This is a genomic window from Chryseobacterium indologenes (assembly GCF_001295265.1).
Taxonomy (GTDB): Bacteria; Bacteroidota; Bacteroidia; order Flavobacteriales; family Weeksellaceae; genus Chryseobacterium; species Chryseobacterium indologenes_A.
The window spans coordinates 182,539-209,186 of the sequence record NZ_LJOD01000002.1 but is presented as its reverse complement, the minus strand read 5'-3'; the positions used below and the strand labels follow the sequence as shown (position 1 = coordinate 209,186).

Annotated in this window: 23 protein-coding genes; 5 read left to right on the top strand and 18 right to left on the bottom strand. The window is 39.1% G+C overall.

Features of this window, described 5'->3' with window-relative positions; genetic code table 11:
- Positions 1–78 precede the first annotated feature (78 nt).
- The 11 genes from AOB46_RS04990 to AOB46_RS04945 all read right to left on the bottom strand — a co-directional run bounded on the left by AOB46_RS04990 (position 79) and on the right by AOB46_RS04945 (position 11,817).
- Positions 79–2,580 carry a beta-mannosidase gene (locus AOB46_RS04990; RefSeq protein WP_062696976.1) on the bottom strand — a complete coding sequence of 834 codons (2,502 nt, stop codon included), beginning with the start codon at positions 2,578–2,580 and terminating at the stop codon, positions 79–81.
- The gene (locus AOB46_RS22865; protein ID WP_082377024.1) at positions 2,573–2,728 is read right to left on the bottom strand and encodes a GxxExxY protein; all 156 of its coding nucleotides are present in this window, start codon (positions 2,726–2,728) and stop codon (positions 2,573–2,575) included. The genes AOB46_RS04990 and AOB46_RS22865 overlap by 8 nt, the downstream gene beginning before the upstream one ends.
- A gap of 69 nt (positions 2,729–2,797) precedes the next feature.
- Entirely contained in the window at positions 2,798–3,460 is a 663-nt protein-coding gene (locus AOB46_RS04985; RefSeq protein WP_062696975.1) for a copper homeostasis protein CutC, read from the bottom strand.
- A 14-nt stretch (positions 3,461–3,474) separates the two neighbouring features.
- Positions 3,475–4,035: a hypothetical protein gene (locus AOB46_RS04980; protein WP_062696974.1), complete on the bottom strand. Its 561-nt coding sequence runs from the start codon at positions 4,033–4,035 to the stop codon at positions 3,475–3,477.
- Positions 4,036–4,141: 106 nt separating this feature from the next.
- Entirely contained in the window at positions 4,142–5,134 is a 993-nt protein-coding gene (locus AOB46_RS04975; protein WP_062696973.1) for an isoaspartyl peptidase/L-asparaginase family protein, read from the bottom strand.
- Positions 5,135–5,238: 104 nt separating this feature from the next.
- A complete protein-coding gene (locus AOB46_RS04970; protein WP_062696972.1) occupies positions 5,239–5,727 on the bottom strand; it encodes a DUF6691 family protein in 489 nt (162 codons plus the stop codon).
- A gap of 18 nt (positions 5,728–5,745) precedes the next feature.
- Positions 5,746–6,309, bottom strand: coding sequence for a YeeE/YedE family protein (locus AOB46_RS04965; RefSeq protein ID WP_062696971.1), 564 nt, complete (start codon positions 6,307–6,309; stop codon positions 5,746–5,748).
- Between the two features lie 19 nt (positions 6,310–6,328).
- On the bottom strand, positions 6,329–7,744 hold the full coding sequence (locus AOB46_RS04960; RefSeq protein ID WP_062696970.1) for an MBL fold metallo-hydrolase: 1,416 nt from the start codon (positions 7,742–7,744) through the stop codon (positions 6,329–6,331).
- Positions 7,745–7,819: 75 nt separating this feature from the next.
- Positions 7,820–8,605 carry a sulfite exporter TauE/SafE family protein gene (locus tag AOB46_RS04955; protein WP_062696969.1) on the bottom strand — a complete coding sequence of 262 codons (786 nt, stop codon included), beginning with the start codon at positions 8,603–8,605 and terminating at the stop codon, positions 7,820–7,822.
- Positions 8,606–8,907: 302 nt separating this feature from the next.
- Positions 8,908–9,534, bottom strand: a complete 627-nt coding sequence (locus tag AOB46_RS04950; RefSeq protein WP_062696968.1) for a Crp/Fnr family transcriptional regulator — start codon at positions 9,532–9,534, stop codon at positions 8,908–8,910.
- A gap of 18 nt (positions 9,535–9,552) precedes the next feature.
- Complete coding sequence (locus AOB46_RS04945; protein WP_062696967.1) at positions 9,553–11,817, bottom strand: family 20 glycosylhydrolase; 2,265 nt, start codon at positions 11,815–11,817, stop codon at positions 9,553–9,555.
- A gap of 102 nt (positions 11,818–11,919) precedes the next feature.
- Here AOB46_RS04945 and AOB46_RS04940 point away from each other — a divergent pair, with 102 nt between their 5' ends.
- Positions 11,920–12,732, top strand: coding sequence for a DUF4197 domain-containing protein (locus tag AOB46_RS04940; RefSeq protein ID WP_062696966.1), 813 nt, complete (start codon positions 11,920–11,922; stop codon positions 12,730–12,732).
- Between the two features lie 243 nt (positions 12,733–12,975).
- On the opposite strand, the gene AOB46_RS04935 is transcribed toward AOB46_RS04940, so the two are convergent.
- Positions 12,976–13,629 carry a CoA transferase subunit B gene (locus AOB46_RS04935; protein ID WP_062696965.1) on the bottom strand — a complete coding sequence of 218 codons (654 nt, stop codon included), beginning with the start codon at positions 13,627–13,629 and terminating at the stop codon, positions 12,976–12,978.
- Between the two features lie 121 nt (positions 13,630–13,750).
- Here AOB46_RS04935 and AOB46_RS04930 point away from each other — a divergent pair, with 121 nt between their 5' ends.
- Positions 13,751–15,553, top strand: a complete 1,803-nt coding sequence (locus AOB46_RS04930) for an ABC transporter ATP-binding protein (protein ID WP_062696964.1) — start codon at positions 13,751–13,753, stop codon at positions 15,551–15,553.
- 57 nt (positions 15,554–15,610) lie between these two features.
- Here AOB46_RS04930 and AOB46_RS04925 read toward each other — a convergent pair whose 3' ends face one another.
- Positions 15,611–16,312 (bottom strand): CoA transferase subunit A, encoded by a 702-nt coding sequence (locus AOB46_RS04925; protein ID WP_062696963.1) that lies wholly within the window; start codon positions 16,310–16,312, stop codon positions 15,611–15,613.
- A gap of 390 nt (positions 16,313–16,702) precedes the next feature.
- Here AOB46_RS04925 and AOB46_RS04920 point away from each other — a divergent pair, with 390 nt between their 5' ends.
- Positions 16,703–18,226, top strand: coding sequence for a hypothetical protein (locus AOB46_RS04920; protein WP_062696962.1), 1,524 nt, complete (start codon positions 16,703–16,705; stop codon positions 18,224–18,226).
- Between the two features lie 100 nt (positions 18,227–18,326).
- On the opposite strand, the gene AOB46_RS04915 is transcribed toward AOB46_RS04920, so the two are convergent.
- On the bottom strand, positions 18,327–21,065 hold the full coding sequence (locus AOB46_RS04915) for a fibronectin type III domain-containing protein (protein ID WP_062696961.1): 2,739 nt from the start codon (positions 21,063–21,065) through the stop codon (positions 18,327–18,329).
- Between the two features lie 296 nt (positions 21,066–21,361).
- Here AOB46_RS04915 and rplS point away from each other — a divergent pair, with 296 nt between their 5' ends.
- On the top strand, positions 21,362–21,718 hold the full coding sequence (gene rplS, locus AOB46_RS04910) for a 50S ribosomal protein L19 (protein ID WP_062696960.1): 357 nt from the start codon (positions 21,362–21,364) through the stop codon (positions 21,716–21,718).
- 119 nt (positions 21,719–21,837) lie between these two features.
- On the opposite strand, the gene AOB46_RS04905 is transcribed toward rplS, so the two are convergent.
- Positions 21,838–22,281 (bottom strand): SRPBCC family protein, encoded by a 444-nt coding sequence (locus AOB46_RS04905; protein WP_062696959.1) that lies wholly within the window; start codon positions 22,279–22,281, stop codon positions 21,838–21,840.
- A gap of 110 nt (positions 22,282–22,391) precedes the next feature.
- On the bottom strand, positions 22,392–23,171 hold the full coding sequence (locus AOB46_RS04900; protein ID WP_062696958.1) for an AraC family transcriptional regulator: 780 nt from the start codon (positions 23,169–23,171) through the stop codon (positions 22,392–22,394).
- A gap of 76 nt (positions 23,172–23,247) precedes the next feature.
- Here AOB46_RS04900 and AOB46_RS04895 point away from each other — a divergent pair, with 76 nt between their 5' ends.
- Entirely contained in the window at positions 23,248–24,405 is a 1,158-nt protein-coding gene (locus AOB46_RS04895; RefSeq protein ID WP_062696957.1) for a multidrug effflux MFS transporter, read from the top strand.
- A gap of 169 nt (positions 24,406–24,574) precedes the next feature.
- Here the strand turns inward: AOB46_RS04895 and AOB46_RS04890 are convergent, their stop codons facing one another.
- Positions 24,575–25,570, bottom strand: coding sequence for an alpha/beta fold hydrolase (locus AOB46_RS04890; RefSeq protein WP_062696956.1), 996 nt, complete (start codon positions 25,568–25,570; stop codon positions 24,575–24,577).
- Positions 25,571–25,653: 83 nt separating this feature from the next.
- A complete protein-coding gene (locus AOB46_RS04885; RefSeq protein ID WP_062696955.1) occupies positions 25,654–26,634 on the bottom strand; it encodes an EamA family transporter in 981 nt (326 codons plus the stop codon).
- Between the last annotated feature and the right edge of the window lie 14 nt (positions 26,635–26,648).

The window sequence follows — 26,648 nt, the reverse complement described above, 5'->3', positions numbered from 1 at the left end:
TTATATTTTTTCGGGTATGGTTACGATTCAGATAAGGAAACTGTTGTTTGGGTTAAATGATTTACCCCTTAAATTTTATTATCTCAATGCATCCCAAAGACTCATTACTTCAACTTTATCCAATGGCTTTGAAAGTAATATCTTTTTTGAGGTATTGGGCAGCAGATCGAAGAAATTATCACTGAAATGTGTATCTCCCATCAGGTAAATATCTTTGGCAAGGACATTTGTAGACAGTTCAATTTCCGTTGGAGAAATCTGTTTAACCTGAAGATTAGGTTTTGTAAGTTTCATTTCGTTGGGTTTGGAAAAGAAATGAATATTCTGCGCAATTATTTTTCCATTCCCGTCTTTTAATATCAATTGTAAAAAGGTTTTGTTTTTATCAGCCACAGGAATCAGAGTCTCAATTTCAACCGGATCTAATTTAAGGACGCTTTCCAATACTTTCCCGTCCGGAACAGAGCTGATATCCGATAGAATTTTTCCTTCAAAATTTAGAGCCCTAATTTCAATACTAACATCATCAAATTTATCTAATCCATCATTAACTGCGTAAAAATTTAAAATCCCGTTTTTTTCTTCTGTTAAAATTGCCTGCTGCTCAAAGCTTCGTTTCATCTGGTAATGAAGGGCTTTCCAGTTTCCGAGATAATCTATGGAAGACCATGAAACTACGGGCCAGCAATCATTCAGCTGCCAGTATAAAGTTCCCATATTATAAGGTTTTGCCCTGCGGTAGGCTTCAACGGCAATCTTCATTCCCCTGGCCTGTAACAGCTGGGAAATATAATTGTATTTTATAAAGTCTTCCGAAATTTTGTAATCCCGATTCATATACCCGTTGATGATTTCCCATCCTCTGGAATGTTTTTCATGAGCTTTAACGACAGGATTCTGCAGCTTCAGCTCAGGGGTTCCGGAGAACATAAACTTTACTGCTTCTAAAGACGGCATACCCTGAAACCCATATTCGGACATGAAACGCCCCACTTTATCATTATAAATTTCAAAAGGCTGCTCACCCCACCATACGCCCCAATAATGGGAGTCTCCTTCGGTAAGGCTTTCTTTGTGTCCCCAACCTATAGACGGGGAGCTCGGCCAGTAAATATTTTTATCGGGGGTTAGGCTTTCTTTCAGGGTATTGGGAATTGTTTCATGGAAAAGCTTTCTGTAGTCTTTCCATACCTGCAGTGAGTCATTCTTTGAATATTTAAACTGCTTCTGATACCCCCAGTTGACAATAGCTTCATCAATTTCATTATTACCACACCATAAAGCTATTGACGGATAGTTCTGCAGTCTGAGGACCTGATCTTTTACTTCTTCTTTTACATTGTTCAGGAAATGATCATCAGCAGGATAAAAACTCCCTGCAAACATAAAGTCCTGCCAGATCAGAATCCCGTTTTCGTCGCAGGCTTTATAAAATTCATCATCTTCATACACTCCGCCGCCCCAGATGCGGATCATATTCATATTAGCTTCCCTGGTATCTTTAATGAGTTGCCGGTATTTTTCTCTGGTCATTCTGGGTGAGAAGCTGTCCCCCGGAATCCAGTTGGTTCCTTTTGCATATAAAGGTTTTCCATTCACTTTAAAATAGAATGATTTTCCTTTTTCATCTTTTTCCTGAACCAATTCTACTGTCCTGAGACCATATCTTACCTCACTGTCTTTTATTACCCATCCTCCTTTATATTTATACAGGGTAATTTTTGTTGTTATTAAATTGGGATTTCCCCATCCGTTTGGCTGCCATAATTTTGGATTTTTAATAGTATAAGGAACGGCAATGGTATTCAGCCCTTTTTTAAGGATAAAACGGTATGTTCCTCTATTAATATTAAACCCGACATAATACTCTCCTTCTTCTTCGGCAAAAATTTCCATATTAAAAGAAATTTTAGCCAGTGAATTGGTTACGGTATGCTGCTGAACCTGAATATTATTTACTTTGGCACGGTTCCAGAATTCCAGTTTCACATCTTTCCAGATTCCTGCGGTTACCAGTCTCGGCCCCCAGTCCCAGCCAAATTGATATTGCGCTTTCCTCACAAAACTTCTTGGAGATTCAGGCATGGTGAACGGAACTTTTTCAGCCAGCTTTTTCCCTTCCTTAACGGCTGATTTAAATTTAACTTTCAGCTCATTTTCACCTTCTTTTAAAAACTCTTTCACCGGGATTTCCCACTTTCTGAACATATTATCTGTTTTGGCCAGCAGCTTTCCGTTCAGAAAAATTTCTGAAAACGTATCAAGCCCGCTGAATACAAGATCTATATGCTGATTTCCTAATTCTTTCGGGGAAATAGTAAATCGGGTCTGGTATTCCCAGTCTTCATTTTCTATCCACTGTACTTTTTTTTCATTTTCATCTTTGAAGGGATCGGGAATGATGTTATGATCCATCAAATCCAGATGAACAGTTCCCGGAACTTTTGCTGTCAGCCATTCCTTTTCTTTTATATTTTTAAACTGCCATTTTTCAGGAGACAGGTTACGTTCTGAAAACTGCGCCGAAACAATGTTCTGAATGAAGAGAAAAATAAAAAGAAAAAAAGTAGTTTTATTCATCGGTAAGTTTGTTTACGATTCTGTGGATTCCGTATTTGATCAGTTCAGTGTTAAAATTAATAAGAAGTCCAAGCTTTATACTGGATAGCTTCAGATAGGTCAGTATCTGTGCATGAGAAATTGAATTCAGTTCCTGTACAGATTTCAAAAAGTATTTTAATTTTTTGTTTTTCTGAAACGCAAAATTTCCATCTTTTTACTCTATTCTGGTTTATAGCTATTTATTTTTCAATGCAATAACTTCATCAGGATTGGCAATAGAACCTCCATCTGTAATAGCTGAGGAATGGAAATAACCGGCTTTTGTAAAAGCTCTGATTTCTTCAATATTAGTGGAACGCAAACCTCCACCAACAAGAATTTCTATTCTTCCAGCGGAAAGTTCAACCAGCTTTTTCAGGTTATTCATTCCTTCTGAAACATTAGGTTTCTGTCCTGAAGTCAGAATAGTTTTAAAACCGCAACTTATCACTTTTTCCAGGGACTCCTCCAGATCTTTTGCTCTGTCAAAGGCACGGTGAAAAGTACAGGGAAGGGGTTGTGCCAGTTCAACCAATGCTGTATTCTGCTCTACATTCACTTCTTCATGTTCATCCAGAATTCCGAATACAAAGCCGTCTACATTTAAAGATTTCAGCTGTAACAGATCTTTTTTCATCTGATTGAATTCTGCTTCGGAGTAGGTAAAATCACCTCCTCTCGGGCGGATCATCACAAAAACCGGAATATCAATCTTTGTTCTGAGCTCTTTTGTTATTTCAAAATCCGGAGTGGTTCCGCCTTCACTTAATCCATCACACAATTCTATCCTGTCTGCTCCGTTTTCAAAAGCAATGATTGCGGATTCGGGATTAAAACATGCTATTTCTATTTTTGACATTTCTATTTTTTGATTTAATTTGAGTGGTCTTCAAGAACGTCTGCAATCAGGAATTTACCCTCTTCTTTTACAACCTTGATCTGGCTGGGATATTTCGCTTTAAAACCATCGTCGGATAAAGTAACCCTGAACAGATATGAATTTTTTGAAGAGGATTCTAATTCACAGTCTGAAACCTCAACATGGATCCAGTCCTGTGCAGAAATAAGAAATCCTGAGCCAACTCCTGCCTTTTCTGTATTAAACTTACTTTTCCATTTATCCTGAAATTCCTTTTCTGTAAGGCTTCCATCAACATCCATATCTACATTCATAGCATCGGTTTTATAGTCATAATACTCCTGAGTTGTTATTTTCTGCATCGCCTTATCCATACTGCCCAGATCGGTTTTAAAATAGGCTTCAATATTTTCTTTCAGCCACTTTTGTGCTGCCTGAGATTCATCTTTGCCATTTTCTGATGCTGTATTTTCTTTTATCTCAACTTTTTGTGGTTCAGCCTTCGTAACAGGTTCTTTCTTCTCTTTTTTACAGGCTATTATTAAAAATAAAGAGGCGATAATTGTTCTTTTCATTGTTCTTGATCATTATTTTTTAGCGGACTAAAGCCCGTTTGTAATTGAATATACTATTACAGATACTGGTTTCGTTGATTTTAAAAAGATTAATTTAATTATTAGATTATTTCAAGGCAAATTCCGGTTTTTCAAGGCGGTTTCCTTTCTGATCATAAACGGCAAAGTTAAATCCGTCCTGAATGCAGTAAGAACCATATTCTCCTTTTTTATTTAACGCGATAAAGCCTACCTGAATATCTTTCAGGTTCTTATTTCTTCTCTGATTGATCTTTACAATTCTTTCCACTGCTTCTTTACAGGCCTGCTGAGGACTTCTGCCCTGTCTCATCAGTTCTACCACCAGATGGGTTCCCACCGTTCTGATGACTTCTTCTCCGTGACCTGTAGCTGTAGCTGCTCCTACTTCATTATCTACAAACAGTCCTGCACCTATAATTGGTGAATCTCCTACTCTTCCGTGCATTTTGAAGGCCATTCCGCTGGTGGTGCATGCTCCGGAAAGGTTTCCCTGTGCATCCAGGGCGATCATCCCTATGGTATCGTGATTTTCAATATTGGCCACGGGCTTATACTGGCTTGTTTTCAGCCATTCCTTCCATTCTTTTTCTGAATCCGGAGTGAGGAGATTCTCTTTTTTAAAACCTTGTGAAAGAGCAAACTGCAGAGCTCCGTCTCCTACCAGCATAACGTGTGGAGTTTTTTCCATTACAGCCCTGGCAACAGAGATCGGATTTTTGATGTGCTCTAGCGCAGCCACTGAACCTATATTATAGTTTTCATCCATAATACAGGCATCCAGCGTTACTCTTCCATCCCTGTCCGGGCGCCCTCCATAACCGACACTCCTTTCTTTGGGGTCTAACTCTACAAGGCGAACTCCTTTTTCAACCGCATCCAGGGCTTTTCCTCCTTTTCCGAGTATGGTCCAGGCTTCTTCATTAGCCTTCAATCCGAAATTCCAGGTAGACAGAACGATAGGTTTCCCGGTCACATTAGAGGTATTATGTGTTTCTTTAGCCATCAGATCAAGAGGGTTTATCGTTAGTGCTAAAGAAGCAGCGGCGGCTTTTTTAATGAAGTTTCGTCTGGTATGCATAGTTTAGATTATTTGGACTACAAATTAATGATTTTCCGGCGGTGGGAAAAGAAAAAAAGACTGCGGATTTTTTCCACAGTCCTTCTTTATTAAAAATCAGATTATTAATGAGGCAGTTTATCTCTGAAATATCCATAAACCCATGTTCCTGCAATCGCACTCAATAATGTAATGCTTACAGCCAGTGCTCCTGTTCCGATCTGGGCAAAAAGAGGTCCGGGGCAAGCGCCTGTAACAGCCCATCCAAAGCCGAAAATAAGTCCGCCGTAGATCTGCCCTTTACTGAACTTTTTGGATGCTATTGTAATGGGTTCACCATAGATAGTTTTAATTTTAAACTTTTTGATCAGCCACACGGAAATCATTCCCACTAAAACAGCACTGCCGATAATTCCATACATATGAAATGACTGCAGACGGAACATTTCCTGTATCCTGAACCAGCTGACCACTTCTGCTTTTACGAAGATGATCCCGAATATAATTCCGGCAGCAAGGTATTTAAGGTTATGATACCATTGGTGTTCAAGGTTGGTCTCATTGGTGCAAATGGCATCCTGATGACGAATATCCTGTTCTTTTTCTTTTATCATGAGTACTATCTTTTTAAATTATAATGAAAGAATAACCGGTAAAATCAGATTGGCCATGATAAAACCACCTATCATAAAGCATATTGTAGCCACCAATGACGGCCACTGCAGGTTTGAAAGCCCCATAATCGCATGACCACTGGTGCATCCTCCTGCATATCTTGTTCCGAAACCCACCAGAAATCCGCCAATAACCATCATGATGAATCCTCTAAAGGTAAAAAGGCTTTCAAAATTCATCAGCTGAACGGGAACGAGATTGGTGTAATCTGTAATTCCATAGCCTGCCAGCTCTGCTTTCAGTTCCGGATTTACGATAATTTCTCCGGGATTGAGCAAAAATTGAGAAGCGATAACCCCTCCGAAGAAAATCCCGAGCACAAAAAACAGATTCCAGACTTCTTTTTTCCAGTCGTACTTAAAGAAGTTGATTCCGGCAGGAACGCAGGCGGCACAGATGTGCCTCAGTGATGAGCTGATCCCGAAAGATTTATTTCCGAGAATAAGAAGAGCGGGAACGGTAAGCCCAATTAAAGGACCGGCTATATACCAGGGCCAAGGTTCTTTTATAATTTCTAACATAGGTATTTTATTTTTACTCTTATTGGTTTAAAATTTTAGACTGGCATACGAAATTACTTTTCGGAATACCGGTTTCAGCAATGGCACTGAAACCTCCTTCAATATCGGTAAAATTCCTGTATCCTCTTGCCTGAAGAATTCCGGCTGCGATCATACTTCTGTATCCTCCTGCACAATGCAGATAGAAATGCTCGTCGGGATCTATTTCACCAATCCATTCATTGATATATGCTAAAGGCCTGCTGTATGCTCCTTCAATATGTTCTGCATTATATTCGCTTTCTTTTCTTACGTCGATAATTTTACTGTTTTTTCCTTTTATTTCCTTCTCGAACTGTTCTGCTGTAATACGGTTTACAGAATCTGTTTCTTTTCCACTGTTTTTCCAGGCGTTAAAACTTCCTTTCAGAAAACCCAGGACATTGTCAAAACCTACACGGCTGAGCCTGGTTACCGCTTCTTCTTCGCTTCCTTCATCTGCAATCAGCAGAATCGGCTGGTTTACCTCTGCAATAAGAGCTCCTGCCCAGGGTGCAAAATCACCATCAAGGCCTATATTCACAGATTGCGGGATAAAACCTTCAGCAAACTTTCTGTTGTTTCTTACATCAAGAATTAAAGCACCGGACACTTCTGCTATTTCTTCAAACTGTTGTGGCGACAGGGCATGCAGGCTTTTTGACAATACTTCATCGAAGCTGTTGTATCCTTTTTTATTCATCGCTACATTCATCCCGAAATAAGCTGGTGGTGGCAGTAGCCCGTCAAGAACCTCCCTGATGAATGATTCTTTATCAGGCTGATTCAAAGCATAATTGGTTTTTTTCTGGTTCTCCAGGGTATCTGCCGTTTCTTTCTGCATATTTTTACCGCATGCAGAACCTGCACCGTGTGCCGGATATACCATAATATCTCCGTTTAAAGGAAGAATCTTCTGATATAAGCTGTCATACAGCAGTCCTGCCAGTTCTTCCCGGGTCATATCCGCAGCTTTCTGGGCCAGATCCGGACGCCCTACATCTCCCAAAAATAAGGTATCACCACTGAATAATGCTTTTTCCTTTCCTTCTTCATCAATCAGCAGATAGGAAGAACTTTCCAGAGTATGTCCCGGAGTGTGTAATACTTTTATCCTGATTTTACCGATTTCAAATATCTGACCGTCTTCAGCAATTACTGCCTCAAATTCAGGTTCTGCAGAAGGGCCATAGATGATAGGGGCTCCGGTATTTCTGCTCAAATCTATATGTCCGCTTACAAAATCTGCATGGAAATGGGTTTCGAAAATATATTTCAGTTTTACTCCATCTTTTTCCAGTTTTTCAAGATAGGGTTTTGTTTCACGTAACGGATCAATAATAGCCGCTTCTCCTTCTGATACAATATAATAGGCTCCCTGTGCAAGACATCCTGTATAAATCTGTTCTATTTTCATATTTCTTTGTTTTTTAATCATTCAAATTTCCGGATTTCCGGTTTCCTGTACAGCTACTTTTGTTACATAAGAAATTTAAAAGAATAGTTCTTTAAAAATAATGTACACTCCCATCACCATAATAAACCATCCGAATGCAGGTTTCAGCTTCTTACCATCGATTTTCCCAGACAGATAAGAACCAATGATGATCCCAATAACAGCAATCCCCGTAACAGCAATTAAAAATTCCCAGTCGATTACAGTATGATTGACCGATGATGAAAATCCAATTAATGAATTCAGGGAAATGATGACCAGAGAGGTTCCTACTGCTGTTTTCATAGGCATTTTTAAAAGCCCCACCAAAGCAGGAATAATCATAAAGCCACCTCCGGCTCCTACCAGACCTGTCAAAATTCCCACAAGAGAACCTTCTCCCGCCGCCAGAAAACTACTTTCTTTTCTGACTGTCTTATTTTCATCTTTATTTTTTCTGATCATTTTATAAGAGGCAACAATCATCAGAATGGCAAAAATGAGCAACAGGAAAATATCTCTTGTTAATGTTAGTCCTCTTATGTTAAATAACTCCGCAGGAATTAAAGGAACAATATAATGCCGTGTGAGAAAAATGGAAATAATAGAAGGAATACCGAATATCAGGGCCGTTTTAAGGTCAACCAATCCTTTTTTAAAGTAATTTAAAGATCCTGCCGCACTGCTGATCCCAACGATAAAAAGTGAATATTCCGTTGCCAGTAAAGCATCAAGTCCAAAAAGATACACCAGAACCGGAACGGTGAGAATACTCCCTCCTCCACCTATTAACCCCAGAGAAATCCCTATTAAAACTGCCGATGTATAGCCTATAATTTCCATTTCATACAATAATTACACAGCAAAAATGGAATTATTCCGGCAGGGATACAGCTACTTTTGTTACATAAGATGATTTAATTAAAGACAAAAACTTTTAACATTTAATATAATTATGAATAAAAGCGCACATGAATTTTAGAGATCGGCTATTTCTATTTGCCACTGAATAAGAAACCTGCACAAACTGTAAAACCGGCAAGACAATAAAATTCATCTCAACAAAAGTTTTCCATAAATAAAATGTCTGATTTCCCGCAGATCATCGATTGCCACAGATATTGGCAGAGAAAGTCTTATCGATTTTATGGCTGGAGAATAATCTTATTTCTGCCAAGCTTTACCCGGCCGGCCTCTTCCAGCTGTTTAAGGAGTCTTGAAACTACTACCCTGGCAGTTCCCAGTTCATTGGCAAGCTGTTCATGGGTTGTGGTAATGGTTTGGGACTGGGTAAGTTCTGCTTTTTTATTCAGCAGATCGAGCAGTCTTTCGTCTACTTTTTTAAATGCGATGGCATTGATAATATCCAGAAGTTCTTCAAAACGTTTATGATAAAGCCGGAAAATATAATCCAGCCATTCCGGATGTTCTTTGATGAATAAGGAAACTTTGTCTACCGGCAGGAAAAGAATTTCGGAATCTTCTTCCACTTCTGCTTTTACAACACTTTTTTCATTATGCATTCCGCCCAGAAAAGACATGATACAGCTTTCTCCGGATTTGATATAATACAGCAGGATCTCCCGTCCGTCCTCTTCTGTTCTGATTACTTTCATCATCCCTTTCATCACAATCGGAATGGAACGGATAGAAGCATTTTCATCCAAAATAATGTCTCCTTCATGATAGTTTTTAGTAATGCCATACTGGTAGAGCTTTTCTACCAATTCCGGGGAGGAAGAAAATTCGGAAGAAAGTATAGTATCCTGCATCGTATAATAATTTTAGCTCTAATTTACGCCAATTTCGTCAACAAACAGCCAGGCTTTTGAATCGGCACCCGGGTTTCCGGCCGGAATAATTCCCGCGTTTTCTATTTTAACTTTGATATATCTTGCATTCTGGCTGCTTACACCCAGTTTGATTTTTCCTTTGGCTTTCTGAATTTCTTCTTTACTGATCTCTTTAATCATTTTGAAATTCCGGTTATCATCGGAAACGAAGATCTGTGCGGAATTCGCCAGATGAATCCAGCTGCCCTTATTTTCCAGAGTGTTGAAATAAACTTCGGAAAAGTTGGTTTTCTGTCCGAAATCGATTACTGCAGTAACGTCTTTTCCCTGAAACCCAAGCCATGTTTTGCCGAGCTGTCTGGTATTACCGATAATTCCATCCACTAAAGTAAAGGCGCCTCCAAAAGAATAATTTTCGCTTGGCTGCTGTTCAAGGGTAATCTTTTTTCCTGTTGTTTTTGAAATGGTAAACTGTTGGGAAGAAACTGCACTTTTCAGCTGGCCATCCTCAAAATAGGCAGATTTAATGGTTAAAGAGCCTGGAATTGGAACAGGCCCCTGATACTTTTTAGAATTTATCGACGGATCTGTTCCGTCTAAGGTATAACGGATCCCGTCTGAGTTTTGTGAAGTTGACAGTTCATAAGTAATACCATTATTGGAAGGAATTACTTTTCCTGAAAGGTTGTAGATGCTTCTGGCATAATTCACTTTCATTTTATCCAGAACTTTAAACTGATCAATCACTCGGTTTTCAAATTCTTTATAGTTTTTCGGGTCCGATGTTCCCCAACCCACTTCAGAAAGTGCCATCAGTCTTGGGAAAATCATATACTGCACCTGTCTGAAATCGGTAATATATTCAGTCCACAGATTGGCCTGTACTCCCATGATGTATCTGGCCTGCTCTACATTCAGCTCAGAAGGAATAGGATTGTAGGAATAGATCTTGTCCAGCGGGGTAAATCCTCCGAAAGCATTGGGTTCTGATTGTGGATCGCCCTGGTAATGATCAAAATAGCAATAAGCTCCCGGAGTCATTACGGCAAAATGTCCTGATTTTGCGGCTTCAATTCCTCCGTTTACGCCTGTCCAGCTCATTACGGCAGCATTTGGAGCCAGACCACCCTCTAAAATTTCATCCCAGCCGATAATTTTACGGCCTTTGCTGTTTACAAATTTTTCAATTCGGTGAATGAAATAGCTCTGCAGGCCATGTTCATCCTTTAAATTATTTTTCTTAATCAGTTCCTGGCAGTGAGCACATTCTTTCCATCTTGTTTTCGGGCACTCATCTCCTCCAATATGAATGTATTGGGACGGAAAAAGCTTCATTACTTCGTCCAGAACATTTTCAAGGAACGTGAATGTTTCATCTTTGGGGCAGAAAACATCATCAAAAACGCCCCATTTCGTAGCGGGTTCAAAAGGACCTTTGGTACACGCCAATTCAGGATACGCAGTCAGTGCGGCAAGAGCGTGTCCCGGCATTTCAATTTCCGGAACTACGGTGATATGTCTCTGCTGCGCATATTTCACAATGTCTTTAATCTGCTCCTGAGTATAAAAAAACGGTCCGTATGGTTTTCCGTCAAATGTATTGTCTACATAAGCCCCGATCATGGATTCCTTACGTTTTGAACCTAATTGGGTAAGTTTCGGATATTTTTTAATCTCAATTCTCCAGCCCTGATCATCCGTTAAATGCCAGTGAAAAGTATTCAGCTTGTACATCGCCAGATAATCAATGTATTGTTTTACCTCATCTACCGTGAAAAAATGACGGCAGACATCCAGATGCATTCCTCTCCAGGCGAACTTTGGCTGATCTTCAATTTTTAAAACAGGAATTCTCCTGTCAGTCTGGTGATCTTCAAATAGCTGAATCAAAGTCTGAAGGGCCAGGAAATACCCTTGTTTGGTGTAAGACTTTACGTGAATCTGTTTTGGAGAAATTTCTATAGAGTAATATTCTTTTTTCTTTTCGGCATCCGTTGCAGAAACCGGAGGAATGATGGAATTCGCCAGATGCGTTCCATCACCCTTTTGAGCGTATTGAAACTTCACCAGAGAACCCAAACGTTTTTTGAAATATTCCGTTTCTTCTTTGGGCAAGTCACCGCTTAATAATAAAGTCTCAGGAATAACAAATTCTCCTTTTAAAACTTCAATTTTCTGGGGATAAGGGATCAGGTTCAATTTATTTTGAGCTAAAATTACATTTGAAAGTACTACAAAAAATAATAAAAGATTTCGTACCATTTGGATGTGGATAAGGTTTTCGCTAAGATAATTATTTTCCCAATCTTCAGCGTCATTTAACTTATCAAAAAATAAAACATCTAAATTTGCAAAAAAAATACAATGAGAAAAAGCATTTTGTTGGCAGCCGGTTTATTATTCTCTATTTCTGCACAGGCACAACTTTTCGATATTATTAAATCTACAGTAAAAGATAAAACAGGTGTGGATCTTGACAATCCGTCGAAAACAAAAAATTCCACAACGACCACTCCGGCAGGTACTGCTACTTCCACCAAAAGTTCATCTGTAAATCTGGGAAATCTTACTTCTGCACAGATTTCATCAGGATTAAAAGAAGCTTTAAGCATGGGAGTTACTGACGGAGTAAAGAAGCTGGCTCTTACTGACGGTTTTTTAAAGAATGAAGCAGTAAAGATTTTAATGCCTGAGAAATTAAGAAAAATTGACACTACTTTACGTTCTATAGGAATGGGAAGTCTGGCTGATGAAGGCGTAAAACTGTTAAACAGAGCCGCTGAAGATGCTGTAACGGAAGCTGCTCCAATTTTCACCAAAGCAATCACTTCCATGACGATTACTGACGCAAAAAATATTTTGTTAGGCAGTGATAACGCAGCGACTAATTATCTTCAGAGTAAAACCCAAAGCCAGCTGTTCACAACTTTTCAGCCTAAAGTAAAAGCATCCCTCGGAAAAGTAGGCGCTGATACGGTATGGAAAAACCTGATCTCCAAGTATAATACATTTACAGGGCAGTCGGTAACGACTGATCTTAATGAGTATGTGACTACAGAAACTATTAATGGGGTTTTCAAAATGGTAGCTGATAAAGAAAGTGGTATCAGAAATACGCCGGCGATGAGAACAACCAGTATTTTGCAGAAAGTTTTCGGAGCACAGGATCAGAAATAGAAAATAAATACAGATCAAAAAAACTTGTCGATGGACAAGTTTTTTTATTCAATTCATTAAGATCAGTTTAATGGCTAAATTTCCCGGAATTTAGATCTTTATGGTTATTTTTTGCGAATCCCTTTATCCATTAAAACTGCTGAACCAGATTTGTTGCTTTTTACTTGTAAATACAAAAAAACAGCAGGGAAAAACCTTGCTGCTTTATATTGATATTAAATTATTGACCGTTTCTCAGAAGTTTTAAAACTGCATTTCAGGAATTTCACCTTCAATAATCAGATCTGCTTCTGTGGAATTGATGATATGTTCTACCGAAACTCCCGGTGCTCTTTCTACCAGTTTGAAACCTGCAGGGGTAACATCCAGAACCGCCAGTTCAGTCACTACTCTTTTCACACAGTTCACCCCGGTAAGCGGAAGCGTACATTTTTTAAGGATTTTGCTTTCTCCTGCTTTGTTCACATGCATCATGGCTACGATGATATTTTCAGCGGAAGCTACCAGATCCATGGCACCTCCCATTCCTTTCACCATTTTTCCAGGGATTTTCCAGTTGGCAATATCCCCGTTTTCTGAAACTTCCATCGCCCCAAGAATGGTTAGATCCACCTTCTGGCCTCTGATCATTCCGAAACTGAATGCAGAATCGAAGAATGAACCTCCAGGCAGAATGGTGATGGTTTGTTTTCCTGCATTAATGATATCAGCATCCTCTTCACCTTCAAAAGGGAAAGGTCCCATCCCGAGAACCCCGTTTTCACTCTGGAATTCTACGGAAATACCTTCCGGAACATAGTTGGCAACCAAAGTAGGGATTCCGATTCCCAGGTTTACATAATAGCGATCTTTCAGTTCTTTTGAAATTCTTTTGGCAATTTGTTCTTTTGTAAGCATAATAAAAACTTAGACTGCAATTTAATTATTTTCGGCTGAATACAAAAGGGCTTTCTTGCGCTTAAAAATTAACACTGTTAGTAAAAATAATATCTTTAATTTTGTACCTTTATTTAATCGAATGAAAATACTTTTAAGATACCTTAAACCTTACCGGTGGCTGATTATTATTTCTTTGCTGCTGGCAACCATTAATCAGGTTTTTTCTTTATTTGCTCCGGCCATTACAGGGAATATTCTGGACAGGCTGGTAACACATCCCAATTTCTTTGATAAAGAAAGGCTATTACCGCGAAACCTGAACGAATATTTATACGGAACAAGCGTTTATCACGGGGCTTTTTATTTTTTAGGATTGCTTATCGGAACTGCTATGGTAAGCAGAATTGCCAAAGCTTTCCAGGATTATGTGGTAAGTGTGATTACCCAGAAGTTTGGAGCTAAAATTTTCACAGACGGTTTAAAACATTCCATGGCACTGCCGTATCAGGAATTTGAGGACCAGAGAAGTGGGGAAACGCTGTCTATTTTAACGAAAGTACGGGAGGATTCTGTAAAATTCATCAGTAATTTTATTAATATTTTTTTCGGAATTTTAGTGAGTATTATTTTCGTTTCGGTGTATGCAATCCGTCTGCACTGGTCTATTATGCCGGTATACATCTGCGGAATTTTCCTGATTGCCTTTATCACCAATTTATTAAGTAAAAGAATCAAGATCATTCAGAAGAATATTGTTTCAGAAACAACTGCGCTGGCCGGAAGTACTACAGAAAGTCTGAGAAACATAGAAATTGTAAAAAGCTTAGGACTCACCAGCCAGGAAGTTATCCGTTTGAATAATAATACGTATAAGATTCTTGGGCTTGAGCTGAGAAAAGTGAAAAGCATCCGTTCTTTAAGCTTTATTCAGGGAACGATGGTTAATTTCCTTCAGCAGATGATCACCCTGACTTTGCTGTTGTTAATCTTTAAAAATATTGTAACTCCAGGGCAGTACCTGTCACTGATGTTCTATGGTTTTTTCATTTTCGGGCCGATGCAGGAAATCGGGAATATTATTATTTCTTACCGTGAAGCGGAAGCCTCTCTTCAGAATTTCGACCGTTTAATGAAAAAAGAGGCAGAAGAAAAGCCGCTTCAGCCAAAATCAATCGGAGCTATTGAGGAACTTGAATTCAGACATGTTTCCTTTAAGCATCAGTCTGCCCAGTATAAAGCTTTAAATAACATCTCTTTTGATGTTAAAAATGGGGAGACCATTGCTTTTGTTGGGCCCAGCGGTTCAGGAAAAAGTACTTTGGTAAAATTACTGGTTGGACTTTACAGGCCTCAGGAGGGAAATATCTTTTATAATTCAATTAACGGAAAGGAATTTGATTTTGACGAACTCAGAAACCAGATTGGGTTTGTCACCCAGGATACCCAGCTTTTTGCGGGAACCATTAAGGAAAACCTTCTTTTCGTTAATCCAAAAGCTACAGAAACGGAGCTGGCCGCTGCTCTGGAGAAATCAAGCTGTACTGCTTTATTGGAAAGAGCAGAAAAAGGTATTGAAACGGTTATTGGTGAAGGCGGACTGAAGCTTAGCGGCGGAGAAAAACAGAGAATTGCCATTGCAAGGGCCCTTTTAAGGAAACCTCATCTGCTTATTTTTGATGAAGCCACATCAGCCCTGGACAGTATTACGGAGGAAGAGATCACCTCTACCATCAAAAACATATCAAAAGAAAGGGAGCAGATTACGGTTCTTATTGCCCATCGCTTAAGTACGATTATGCATGCAGACAAGATTTATGTACTTGAACGCGGCCAGGTGGTGGAAACAGGATCCCACGATAATTTAATTGCCGAAAAAGGATTGTATTACGCTATGTGGCGACAGCAGATCGGGGAACGGAAAATGATTGCCCCACAGGCATAAATAAAGCGCTGAATTAATGTTCAGCGCTTTATTTTTTATAAAAATTATGATCAGAAACTATTCTTTGCTTCTCACCGTTCTCTGTTCAATTCTTTTTTCAAATTTTTCACCCTGAAAGATTCTCTGGATCATGATTCCCGGAATATGCACTTCGTTCGGATCTAATTCTCCCGGTGCTACCAGCTCCTCTACTTCGGCAATGGTAATTTTCCCTGCTCCGGCCATTGGATGGTTGAAGTTTCTGGCTGAACCTTTGAAGATAAGGTTTCCGGCATAATCTCCTTTCCATGCTTTTACGATAGAAAAGTCTGCTTTATAGGCATGTTCAAGGATATGAGGTTTCCCGTTGAATTCTTTCACCTCTTTTCCTGCGGCTACTTCTGTTCCATAGCCTGCTGGGGTATAAAAAGCCGGAATTCCTGCCTGTGCCGCTCTGCATTTTTCTGCTAAAGTTCCCTGTGGAGTAAGTTCTACTTCCAGTTCTCCTGAAAGCATCTGTCTTTCAAATTCTGCATTTTCGCCTACATAAGAAGAGATCATTTTTTTGATCTGTCTTTTATGAAGCAGCAGCCCTAATCCGAAATCATCTACTCCGGCATTATTCGAAATACAGGTAAGATCTTTTACATCACTTTCTACCAAAGCATTAATGGAGTTTTCAGGGATACCGCAAAGGCCAAATCCGCCCAGCATCAGGGTCATTCCATCTTTAATTCCTTCGATGGCCTCTTTCGCATTTTGTACTCTTTTATCTATCATGAAATATTAGATTTTCTGTTGGCTAAATTTAATAAAATTTTCCCGTATATCTGATGAGCGGTATTGTCGGTTTTTTTCCATTTTTTCACAAGAACCATTTATTAAATATTTAAAACAATAATATTCAATACGTTAAGTAACATAAATGAACAAATCTGTACGTTTTATATCTATTTATCATTAAATTGATTTATATTTGACGCTTCAAATCCTGAAATCCTGTTTATATTGCAGATTCCGGGTAGTATTTAACTCAACACAACTTCTATGTAAAAAAGGGTATTCTGTAACAGTTAGCAGCTGTTTTCATCTTATATTTTCAGCGGTGCTTCTGCACTGTTCAGAATTCAGCCTTACACCCCTCAAAATCATTTAAATTTTAATAAAAACATGAAAAAATTATTGACCTCGGCGCTGTTTGTATTTGTACTCGGCTTTAATGTATACGCCCAGGAAAAAACGTATTTTGATGAAAACTGGGAACAGACTACCCAGGAAAATATGGAGTTTTACCGTGAAACCCAGCCCAAAGGCAAATTCACTTTAATCAAAGATTTTTATAAAGACGGAAAGCTTCAGATGGAAGGTCTGGCTTCGGATACCACTCCAGGCAGTGAGGTTTTTGAAGGTAAGGTAACCTGGTATACTCCGGAAGGCAAGATTGCAAGTATGGGTACATTCTCCGGCGGAAAACAGGTAGGGCCTGCCCAGACGTTTGATGAAAAAGGAAGGCCTACTGAAGACCTTGTTTATAAAGCTGACGGAACTTTTAAAGGAAAGATTTACAGTTACAAGGATCCGGAAAACTTTTCCTACTACAACAGCATTACGGTATACGAAAGTGCAGAGAACTTTAAAACGATTGTGTATGATGAAGATATTAAAGGAATCCGTTATGAAGTAACTACTGACAGCAGCGGAAAATATGAAACCAAATATTACGGTGAAAAAGGAAAACACATCGGAACCAGCAATGCAGGAAGCTCTGAAGATAATATCATGGTAGAATACTATTATGATCCGATGAGGGTTTCCAAGATTGAAAAATATAAAAGCGACGGTACGGTAAAAGAAGGAGTCATTTATTCAAAAAGCGGAAAAATCCTTCAGGAGGAAAAGAAAAACAAAAAAGACGGCTATAAGACAACGTATGATGAAACCGGCAGGAAAATAGGAAATCTTGTGTATCAGTACAGTAAAGATTCTGATACCTATACTGCCTGGGAAGGTGAAGATTACCAGTTCAATTATGATCTTTCCCACATTTCCGTGATTGATGTTTATAAAAACGGTTCTGTAGTTCTTAACAAGAATTTTGATGATAACGGGAAGCTGTCTTCTGAAAAGATTTCTGCTGATGACTCCGTTCAGGAAATTAAATATTACTATCCGGATGGAAGATTAAAAGGCAGTGTGACCTATAAGGATGAAATGCCTTATAACGGAACTGTATATGAAGATTATAGCGAACATCACTATAAAGATGGGGTTGTTACATTGTCCAGGTCATTCAAAGAAGATGAAAGATTAAAATCCGAGAAAAAGCTTAATACCAGGCAGACAGGATATGATTCTACCGTATATGATGAAAAAGGAGCTGTTATATATATGTATACCCAGCCTTTGGAAGAAACAGACGGCTTTACAGGCCAGATTGTACAGTATGTAAAAGGCAAGCCAGGCAATAAGGCAACCGTAAAAGACGGGGTTCTGCAAAGCGGAAAGATAAAATACAGAACAGAATCGGGCATGAAGGAACTGGAACGCAGCGGAAAATGGATTTTACTGAAAATTTACAATGCAGACGGAAAGCTGATCCAGGATACCAAAGTACTGGCAGGCGCTGAAGATCAGGAGGCATACGGTGCTCCTCAGACCAATCTCAATGAGGATGATCTTCTGAATGAATTCTGAACCTATTTTTGAATTACATTTGTAATTATTCAGATAAATTTTGAAAAAAGCGGCCGTCTGTGGAGACGGCCGCTTTACTTTTATGAAAAAGTACCTGAATTTACTGTACAATAAGCTTTAAAGTAAATAATTTCCGGGTATGAACTTTTACAAAATATACGCCTTTCGGAAGGTTTTCGTTCACCAGAGAGAAACGCTGATTGTTGATATTTTTCGATTCATACAACAGTTCTCCTGAAGCAGATACCAGCTCAATTTTCTCAATAGGATAATCACTTTTGATGAAGGTAGGCTCTCCCGGTCTGGTTGGATTCGGGTATAGAACAACATTTTTTTCTGTGGCTTTGGCTTCTTCTATTCCCAGTGTTGGTGACGTTACCTGAAACTGCACCCTGTTGGAAACTTCAGTATAGGAATCATTGGTAAACATTACCATATAATAATTTCCCGGAGTGGCCGGAACCGCTGTTCCCTGGATTGATTTTGTTCCCTGGGTAATTCCGTCAAAATAGGTATAGGAAACAAAATTATCATCCGGGGTCTGGATATTCTGCGGATAGATTCCCAGCCAGTCTTTGATGATTCCCGGAGAATCCGTCCATGAAGCGGTAATATTTTCCCCTAATGTATAAACCGGCTTATTAATCCATAATTCTGTAACGATATCCCCTACTTTAAAGAACACTTTATCACCAATTCCGGTATATCCGTCTTCAAGCAGATACTGGGCGTAGTAATATCCTTTAGGAAGGCCTGTAAAATTAAGGGTTCCTGAAGGTGCCGTTACATAACTCCATTTGATGGAAGTATTGGTTCCCGGGGTCTGTCCCATTTTGTAGATTCCGATCCAGTCTTTTACCAGGTTCGGGCCGTTGCTGAAATTGATGGTTACCGTTCCTCCTACAGGATAAGTATCAGCCGTTGCCTGAAGCTGTACTTTCGGGCCTACATAAAAGCTCTTTCTCGGTGTGATCTCTGTGTATCCGTTATTGGCAAAGAAGCCTGCGAAATACTGTCCTTTATTAGGAAGACCACTGCTAAACAGGGCTGTTCCTGCTGTCTGACCATTGGTATACACATATCCCTGGGAAGTAGTTGATGAAGGGGTTTGTCCTTTTTTATAGATCCCCACCCAATCCTGCTGGTTTCCGGGTCCTCCGGTATACGTTCCTGTGATTGGTTCATTTGGTGTATATTCTGTTTTGTCTAAAGTAAAAGTGGGGTTAGATACCACGCTTCCTGTGATCTCAAACTGTTTTACATCGCTCCAGTCGCTCCATTCCAGGTTTCTGTCCCTGTAACGTACCTTTACATAATAGGTTCCGTTGGAGATGGAATTGGCAGGAAGAGTCACTTTGGTAATATCTACTCCGGCATTTAAATTTTTTGTTTTATCCGGGGTTCCGTTTCCGTCTTTTCCGAACCAGTTTTCATAATCACGGTAGACTTCTTTTTCAATCACCGAAAAATCCGGTGCTTTACTGATCAAAAACTGGGTGGTGTTCAGCTGTTCTCCATTGGTTGATGAAAAAGGGCTCCCGTCCAGAGTCAAAGGTAAAGTGACAGGTCCTGAAAAAATATTGGCTACTGACGGTTTTGAAGGCTGCGGCTGGTTTTTATACCGGTGGAAAGTATCAACCAGCTCATTGTATTTTCTGTTATAAACTCCCCCGATTGAGTAGCATTCCACATCTACTTTTCCGGTGGGAATATCTACCTCTACGATCTGGTATGTCCAGTCTGTTAACGTTTTCTGAACATCATCGAAGTCCTGTTCGTTGGACATTCCCCAATACTGGTCCCATGCGGTTCCTCCGGAAATAATCTGGTAGTTCGGGGTATTCTTCAGCTGTCCTCTGTGGTATAAATGATGGTGCGCTCCCACATGCATCAGGTATTTTCCTGAAGTTGCCAGTAAGGGAACGGCGTTATTCCTTACCCAGGTTGAAATATCCCCTATATACTGTTCAGCCTGATAAGGTCTGTGGCTCAAAGAGATAATCCAGTCTACGGTAGGATCATTATTAGCTTCATTCAGGATCTGTGAAAGCCAGGTCTGCTGTGCAGTTCCGGTGTGCTCAGAGCTTAAACTTACAAACAGAACGTTTCCGGCCTGCTGAGCATAATAATTTTCGTTTCCGGAAGAAATATTCCTGTATTTGATTTCATCAATATAAAAATGAGCATAATAAGAATTCATTCCAAGAGTTCCGTAGGTTTCATGGTTTCCTACGGTTGTCTGAATAGGAAGATAAGGTGATAATTGGGTATTCTTTTTAAAGTGTACATTCTCATAATGATCCAGTGTTCCCACATCTACCTGGTCTCCTACCATGAACGTAAGCGCTATATTATCGGAAGGGTCTGCATCGGTTCCGAATTTTTCTTTCAGCTTTTTGAATGCATTCAAAGTAAGACTGTCATATCTTGGCTCTGCCTTGATCTGGTTATCTCCCATAATCAGAAAACGAATTTTTCCGTTAGCTGTTACAGGCTGTCCCGGAAGCGGAAGTGTCCTGAAATTATACACCGCCGATTCACTGGTTCCCGTCTTTATCTTATAATAATATTTGGTATTAGGCTGAAGGCCGGCAAGCTTAGCAGTATGATAATAATAGTTGTTATTATAGCCTGTATCTGAAAAAATGTTGGTTGTTCCTGTTACGGTAACATTCAGTGTGGTGGGAGAAGTTCCGTAAATGACTGTGGTTTCGTTATTGGAAGCTGTTTTCCAGTTCACGATCATTGAATTCGGCGTCGGATTCTGGAGGTATGGAAATAATGCCTGCCCGAATGCCATCTGGACGGCGAAACAAAAAAAGAAGAAATAGTGTTTCATAGTTGGTATGTTATAAAAAATGGTATAAAGTTTCAATTTGTAAATCAACAGATTATAAAAAAGTCCTGCGTCCTTTTTATTTTCGGGCAAAAGTAGAATTCGTATATAAACTCAGTCTGATGGGAATTTAAAAGAAGTGTTAAGTTTTAGCCTTCATCAGGATAAAAAAATTATAGTTTTTAGCATACAATTTATTTGGTACATTCAAAAACTATTTTGTACATTTGCAACCTGTTATTTAACCTCTGACGAAAAACGTGTAAGTTGCTTAGCATTAACATTTTATTTTATTAATAATGGATTTATTAAAGTACGTACAAGACCAGTACATTACTAAAAAAGATTTCCCTGAATTCAAAGCAGGAGACACAATTACTGTGTATTACGAAATTAAAGAAGGACAAAAAACAAGAACTCAGTTCTTCAAAGGTACCGTTATCCAATTAAGAGGTACTGGTGCTACAAAAACATTTACCATCAGAAAAATGAGTGGTGATGTAGGGGTAGAAAGAGTATTCCCAATCAACATGCCTGCGCTTCAAAAAATTGAAGTTGACAGAAGAGGTAAAGTTAGAAGATCTAGAATTTACTACTTCAGAGATCTTAGAGGTAAGAAAGCAAGAATCAAAGACGCTGCTTACAAGAAGAAATAATTCAGACAACAATACATATAAGAGAAGCTGTTTACTTTGTGAACAGCTTCTTTTTTTGTCTTTCAATCGATAAAGAATACTATTTATTACACGGAGATGCTGTGGATCACTGCAAGAAATTATTCTTTATAAGGGTTTCCTTTTCCGGTTTCCAGGAATACTTTCAGACTGTTGGTGAACTGCAACCAGCCACCGGAACATATTTCATAACATTCAACTGCCGGGTGGAGCCCCACGTGGGTAACCGTTACTAAAACCCTATTTCCATCCTGCTCTGTTTCCCAGATGATGGTTGTTCCTATCCACTCAGTCTGATTCTTTAACTCAGGAAGGACAATCCGTGAATCTTCAACATACCAGATCACTTTTGAATTGGGAAGCAGTTCTTTCACCCGCATTGTTTTGTGAATATTCTCCCCGAATCTTATCGTGAATACATCACCGGCCTGTTCGGACGAGCCACTAAACATTTCCGTCCACCAGAGAGGAATTGTACGTGTAAGAGCATCATATACTTTATCTGCTGTTGCTTTTACTTCAAATGTATGAGTATAATTATCCATTCATTCTATTTTTAGGGTACATAAATTTATTTCGTTAACCGATACAATTTTATGTAAAATACTTCTTAACCAACTTTGCATAAGACAAGAAATACGCTCCAATATAGGGTTCATTTTTTCATCAGGTACTGCAGCGGTGTAGATCCTGTATGCTGCCTGAAGAATTCAATGAATGCACTGTCTGATGAAAACTCAAGGATATGAGACACCTCTCCTATTGAATGATCTTCTACCAGAAGCTCTATCGACCTCTGCAAGCGCCATTGTTGTCTCCATTCCTGATAAGATAATCCTGTTTCTTTTTTGAAGATCCTGCTGATTGTTTTTTCTACTGCTCTCACTTCTTCTGCCAGCTTTTTTAACATAGGCGGGGCAGAAGTTCTTTGTGTCCACTCTTCCATTGTTTTTTTAAAGCGTCTGTCAGCTGGCATTCTGAGTTCAAGCTTTTCTTCTTGAGCTGTTTTTAATTCGTTCCAGAATACTTTCATAATATTTTCCTGCTGCTGGTTCAATGCAGACCACTTCCAGAAACAGATCCTTTCAATAATTTCTTTTAGCAGAGGATTTACCTGCAATACTTTAAGATCTGATCTCATATATTTTCTGGTATACTCTTCATCAAAATAAACAGACCTGTAAGCTACAACATTCCTGAAATTAACCCTATGAACTTCCTTTGAGGGAATCCAGAGCATTCTGAAAGGTGGCAGAACCAGCTGCTTCTCAGAGGTTGTAACCGTCATACATCCTGAAGGAGCATATAAGAGCTGGGCTTTGGTCCGGTGAAAATGGAAGCCGGAGTCATGCATCACCATATCAGATGCTATCCCTATCACTTTTTCACCAATACTTTCGGGATCAAATTCTTCATTCTGTCGGAGTACAGCCATGTCTTATTTTTGATGTTTTTTGTATTTATATCATTATAAATATACATTCAATTTTTAGAAACTTTGCAGAAAAAAAATGAAAAAGTGCAATCCGCTGTGGCTGCTTACCCTTTTGGTGATGCTTCCGCAGTTTGTAGAAACAATTTACAGTCCTGTACTACCAATGATACAGGAACATTTTTCCATTCGGGAGGAATCTGCTGCGTTAACGATAAGCCTGTACTTTATATCTTTTGCATTAGGAGTGGCCTTTTGGGGAATCCAGAGTGACCGTCTCGGACGGAAGAAAGCTCTTGAATACGGACTGATCATTTATGGTGCCGGAGCACTGACTGCTCTGCTGGCATCTGATTTCACTGTTCTGCTTGCTGCCAGAATTGTTTCTGCTTTTGGAATTTCTGTAGGCTCTATTATTGCCCAGACTATTTTAAGGGATTTGTATGATAAAAACAACATCAGTAAAGTATTTTCCTGGATTGGAATCGGCTTATCGGTAAGCCCTGTGATCGGAATGATCTCCGGCTCCGTTCTTGCTACATTTTCAGGGCATCAGGGAGTATTTATTGTATTGACCTTACTGGCCTTTCTTTTCTGGTTTCTTTCAAAAAACAGGATCTCAGAAACCCTTCAGGTAAAAAAACAAATCAATACAGCAACATTAATCCACTTACTGAAACGTATGCTCGGCGATCCTGAAATACTGAGAAGCTGTCTGCTGATTATGAGCTTTAATGTTCTCTTGTTTTCCTATTATTCATTGGCTCCTTTTATTTTCAAAGAGAACAATTTGAGCACTTATGATTTCGGGTACAGCAGTTTTATTTTAGCAATAGGAACTTTTATCGGTGCCCAGCTTAACAGGTATTTCTTATTGAGAAATATACCTTCTGAAATAATGGTAAAAACAGGGGTATGGATCTCAGCTACCGCTTCTTTTTTTGTCTGGATCCTGATCCCGGGAATATTTTTTCTGATTCCTTTCTGCTTTATTGTAATGGCGTTCAGTATAGCCATTCCTAATATTCTGAGTACCGCCCTGATCAGGTATAAAGATGAAGCCGGAAGTGCAGGAGCATTGCTGGGGCTAATCTATTATATCCTTATCGGATCCGGGCTGATAGTGATCGGCTTCATTCAAAATCTGGGGGTTTCATGTATTCTTTTTTCCGGAATCGGGCTGGTATCGCTTTATGTATTCCGTGGAAAAAATAAGCTCTGGACTAAAGAAAAATAAAGGTTTCACAAGGATAGCACCCTAAAATAACTTTGGATAAAAACAGGAGTCAACAAAAGGATATTCTGAATTAAAAAAAGATTTGGGCTGAAAATACTGGAACTATCAAAGTGGTACTTCTTTTTTTCAGCCTCATTTCCTCAGCCCGTTATTTTCGTGGGATTCAGAATTATTTTATAAAATCATATAATGCATTGAAAAATTTAGGATATACTTCAATATGAGGAAGATGACCTACATTTTCAAGTTCTACTAATTCTGAACCGGCAATTTCACGTTGTGTTTTTTTACCAAGTTCCTGATATTGTCCCATTTTAGGCTGAAGTTCTTTTGGAGCCCTGTCTTTACCTATTGCTGTTCTGTCTCTTGTTCCTATAATGAGAAGTGTAGGAGTTTTAAGGTTCTTAAATTCATAACAAACAGGCTGGTTATAGATCATATCGGTAGTAATAGCGGCATTCCAGGCAACTTTCGGATAGTCCTTATGCAGTGTCCATCCGGCAATCAGGTCAAGCCATGGCTGGTATTCATCTTTCCATTTGTTGTCGTAATAGAATCTCAGCTGGTAATCTTTATAGGTCTCTGCCGTATTCTTTAATTCTGACCGGAAAGCCTGGTCAATGGTCTGGTAAGAGGCAAATGTTTTATAGTCTTCAAGCCCGATGGGGTTTTCCAGAATGAGTTTCTGAACTCTTTCCGGGTAAAGCAAAGTAAATCTTGCAGCTACCATTCCTCCCATAGAATGTCCCAAAACAATTGTTTTTTCAATCTTCAGCTGATCCAGAACTGCTTTTGTATTGTCTGCAAGCTGTGAAAAAGAAAACTGATAATTCTGAGGTTTTGAGGACTTTCCAAATCCAATCTGATCGGGAATAATCACTCTGAATCCTTTATCTGAAAGATCTTTAGCTGTTCTCTCCCAATACGCCCCGTTAAAATTCTTTCCATGAAGAAGCATTATGGTTTTTCCGTTCGGATCTTGAGGCTGTACATCCATATACGCCATTTTCAGGTCGTTGTTCTGGGATTTCAGATCGAGATAATGAACTTCATAAGGATATTGATAATCAGACAATACAGCATCTAATGGTTTTACCTGAGAGAATATAAGCGTTGGTACCACTGACAGCATTATTACCGTAACTGCATTCCTAAAATTTTTCATGAAACTTATTTTAGAGATAAAATTAAAAAAACCGCTCCAAAGGAACGGTGTAATACTTATATTTTTAATTTAATTATTATTTTTTAAGATAATTCCACGGCTTTGTATTCTTCTTTTGAAGGAAGATTCATCAGCACAATAGCAAAAAGGATCAATGTAATCCCTATCCATTGTACGAATATCACTTTTTCATCAAGCAATACGAAGGCCATCGTTACAGAAACCGGAAGTTCCAGGGATGAAACAATACTTCCCAATCCAAGTCCGGCATTCGGAAACCCTACGTTGAACAGGATTGGTGGAATAATGGTTCCGAAGAGTGCCAGCACAAAGCCATACGTCCAGAATATTGAATAATTGAAAGAGTGAATATGCTCTGTATTTTCTGTAAAGTTCAGGTAAAATGACTTCAGACCGTCTGAATACATCGGTCCGATCTGTGCAAAAAACAAAAAGCCAAATACCACTACTGCCCCTCCGCAAAGCATGATGATACTTTTCCTGAACACAGGAAGATGAGTTGCCAGTGTATTGGAGGTAAACATGGTCAGCGTATAGGAAGCTGCCGCCATCAGCCCCCAGAATATTCCGTGCCAGTCAAGTTCAATATTCATATTCATCAGGTTAGTTGCCAGAATGGTTCCTGCCAGTACAATAATTACTGAAACTACTTTTCTTGCATTCGGCAATTTTTTGGAGATAAAACTTTCCACCACCACACTGAACCACACAGACTGCATTAATAATACAATAGCAATGGAAACATCTATGTACTGAACTGCGATATAATAAAACAGGCTGGTACAACCCAAAGAGGTTCCTGCCAGCATAAGCATTCTGACTTCTTTGCCACTTGGAGACGAAAGCTTCTGCTTAGATGTGATTGTCTGGATAAAATTCAGGACTAAAAGCCCGATTAATCCTAATAAAAATTGGGATGTGGTAACTTCGGAAGTGGTAAAACCATCCTTATAAGCCATCTTTACAAATGTAGCCAACATACCGTATATACTAGCTCCGATCCCTACAAATAAAACTCCTTTCAGTATATTTTTCTTCTTCATAATTTTTTTAAAAC

Coding starts and splice junctions, on each gene's coding strand:
- AOB46_RS04955 (WP_062696969.1), bottom strand. CDS start 8,605: ATGGAAATTATAGGCTATACATCGGCAGTTTTAATAGGGATTTCTCTG.
- AOB46_RS04985 (WP_062696975.1), bottom strand. CDS start 3,460: ATGTCAAAAATAGAAATAGCATGTTTTAATCCCGAATCCGCAATCATT.
- AOB46_RS04990 (WP_062696976.1), bottom strand. CDS start 2,580: ATGAATAAAACTACTTTTTTTCTTTTTATTTTTCTCTTCATTCAGAAC.
- AOB46_RS04885 (WP_062696955.1), bottom strand. CDS start 26,634: ATGAAGAAGAAAAATATACTGAAAGGAGTTTTATTTGTAGGGATCGGA.
- AOB46_RS04940 (WP_062696966.1), top strand. CDS start 11,920: ATGAGAAAAAGCATTTTGTTGGCAGCCGGTTTATTATTCTCTATTTCT.
- AOB46_RS04905 (WP_062696959.1), bottom strand. CDS start 22,281: ATGGATAATTATACTCATACATTTGAAGTAAAAGCAACAGCAGATAAA.
- AOB46_RS04930 (WP_062696964.1), top strand. CDS start 13,751: ATGAAAATACTTTTAAGATACCTTAAACCTTACCGGTGGCTGATTATT.
- AOB46_RS04965 (WP_062696971.1), bottom strand. CDS start 6,309: ATGTTAGAAATTATAAAAGAACCTTGGCCCTGGTATATAGCCGGTCCT.
- AOB46_RS04935 (WP_062696965.1), bottom strand. CDS start 13,629: ATGCTTACAAAAGAACAAATTGCCAAAAGAATTTCAAAAGAACTGAAA.
- AOB46_RS04920 (WP_062696962.1), top strand. CDS start 16,703: ATGAAAAAATTATTGACCTCGGCGCTGTTTGTATTTGTACTCGGCTTT.
- AOB46_RS04950 (WP_062696968.1), bottom strand. CDS start 9,534: ATGCAGGATACTATACTTTCTTCCGAATTTTCTTCCTCCCCGGAATTG.
- AOB46_RS04915 (WP_062696961.1), bottom strand. CDS start 21,065: ATGAAACACTATTTCTTCTTTTTTTGTTTCGCCGTCCAGATGGCATTC.
- AOB46_RS04970 (WP_062696972.1), bottom strand. CDS start 5,727: ATGATAAAAGAAAAAGAACAGGATATTCGTCATCAGGATGCCATTTGC.
- AOB46_RS04980 (WP_062696974.1), bottom strand. CDS start 4,035: ATGAAAAGAACAATTATCGCCTCTTTATTTTTAATAATAGCCTGTAAA.
- AOB46_RS04895 (WP_062696957.1), top strand. CDS start 23,248: ATGAAAAAGTGCAATCCGCTGTGGCTGCTTACCCTTTTGGTGATGCTT.
- AOB46_RS04900 (WP_062696958.1), bottom strand. CDS start 23,171: ATGGCTGTACTCCGACAGAATGAAGAATTTGATCCCGAAAGTATTGGT.
- AOB46_RS04925 (WP_062696963.1), bottom strand. CDS start 16,312: ATGATAGATAAAAGAGTACAAAATGCGAAAGAGGCCATCGAAGGAATT.
- AOB46_RS04975 (WP_062696973.1), bottom strand. CDS start 5,134: ATGCATACCAGACGAAACTTCATTAAAAAAGCCGCCGCTGCTTCTTTA.
- AOB46_RS04890 (WP_062696956.1), bottom strand. CDS start 25,570: ATGAAAAATTTTAGGAATGCAGTTACGGTAATAATGCTGTCAGTGGTA.
- rplS (WP_062696960.1), top strand. CDS start 21,362: ATGGATTTATTAAAGTACGTACAAGACCAGTACATTACTAAAAAAGAT.
- AOB46_RS04945 (WP_062696967.1), bottom strand. CDS start 11,817: ATGGTACGAAATCTTTTATTATTTTTTGTAGTACTTTCAAATGTAATT.
- AOB46_RS04960 (WP_062696970.1), bottom strand. CDS start 7,744: ATGAAAATAGAACAGATTTATACAGGATGTCTTGCACAGGGAGCCTAT.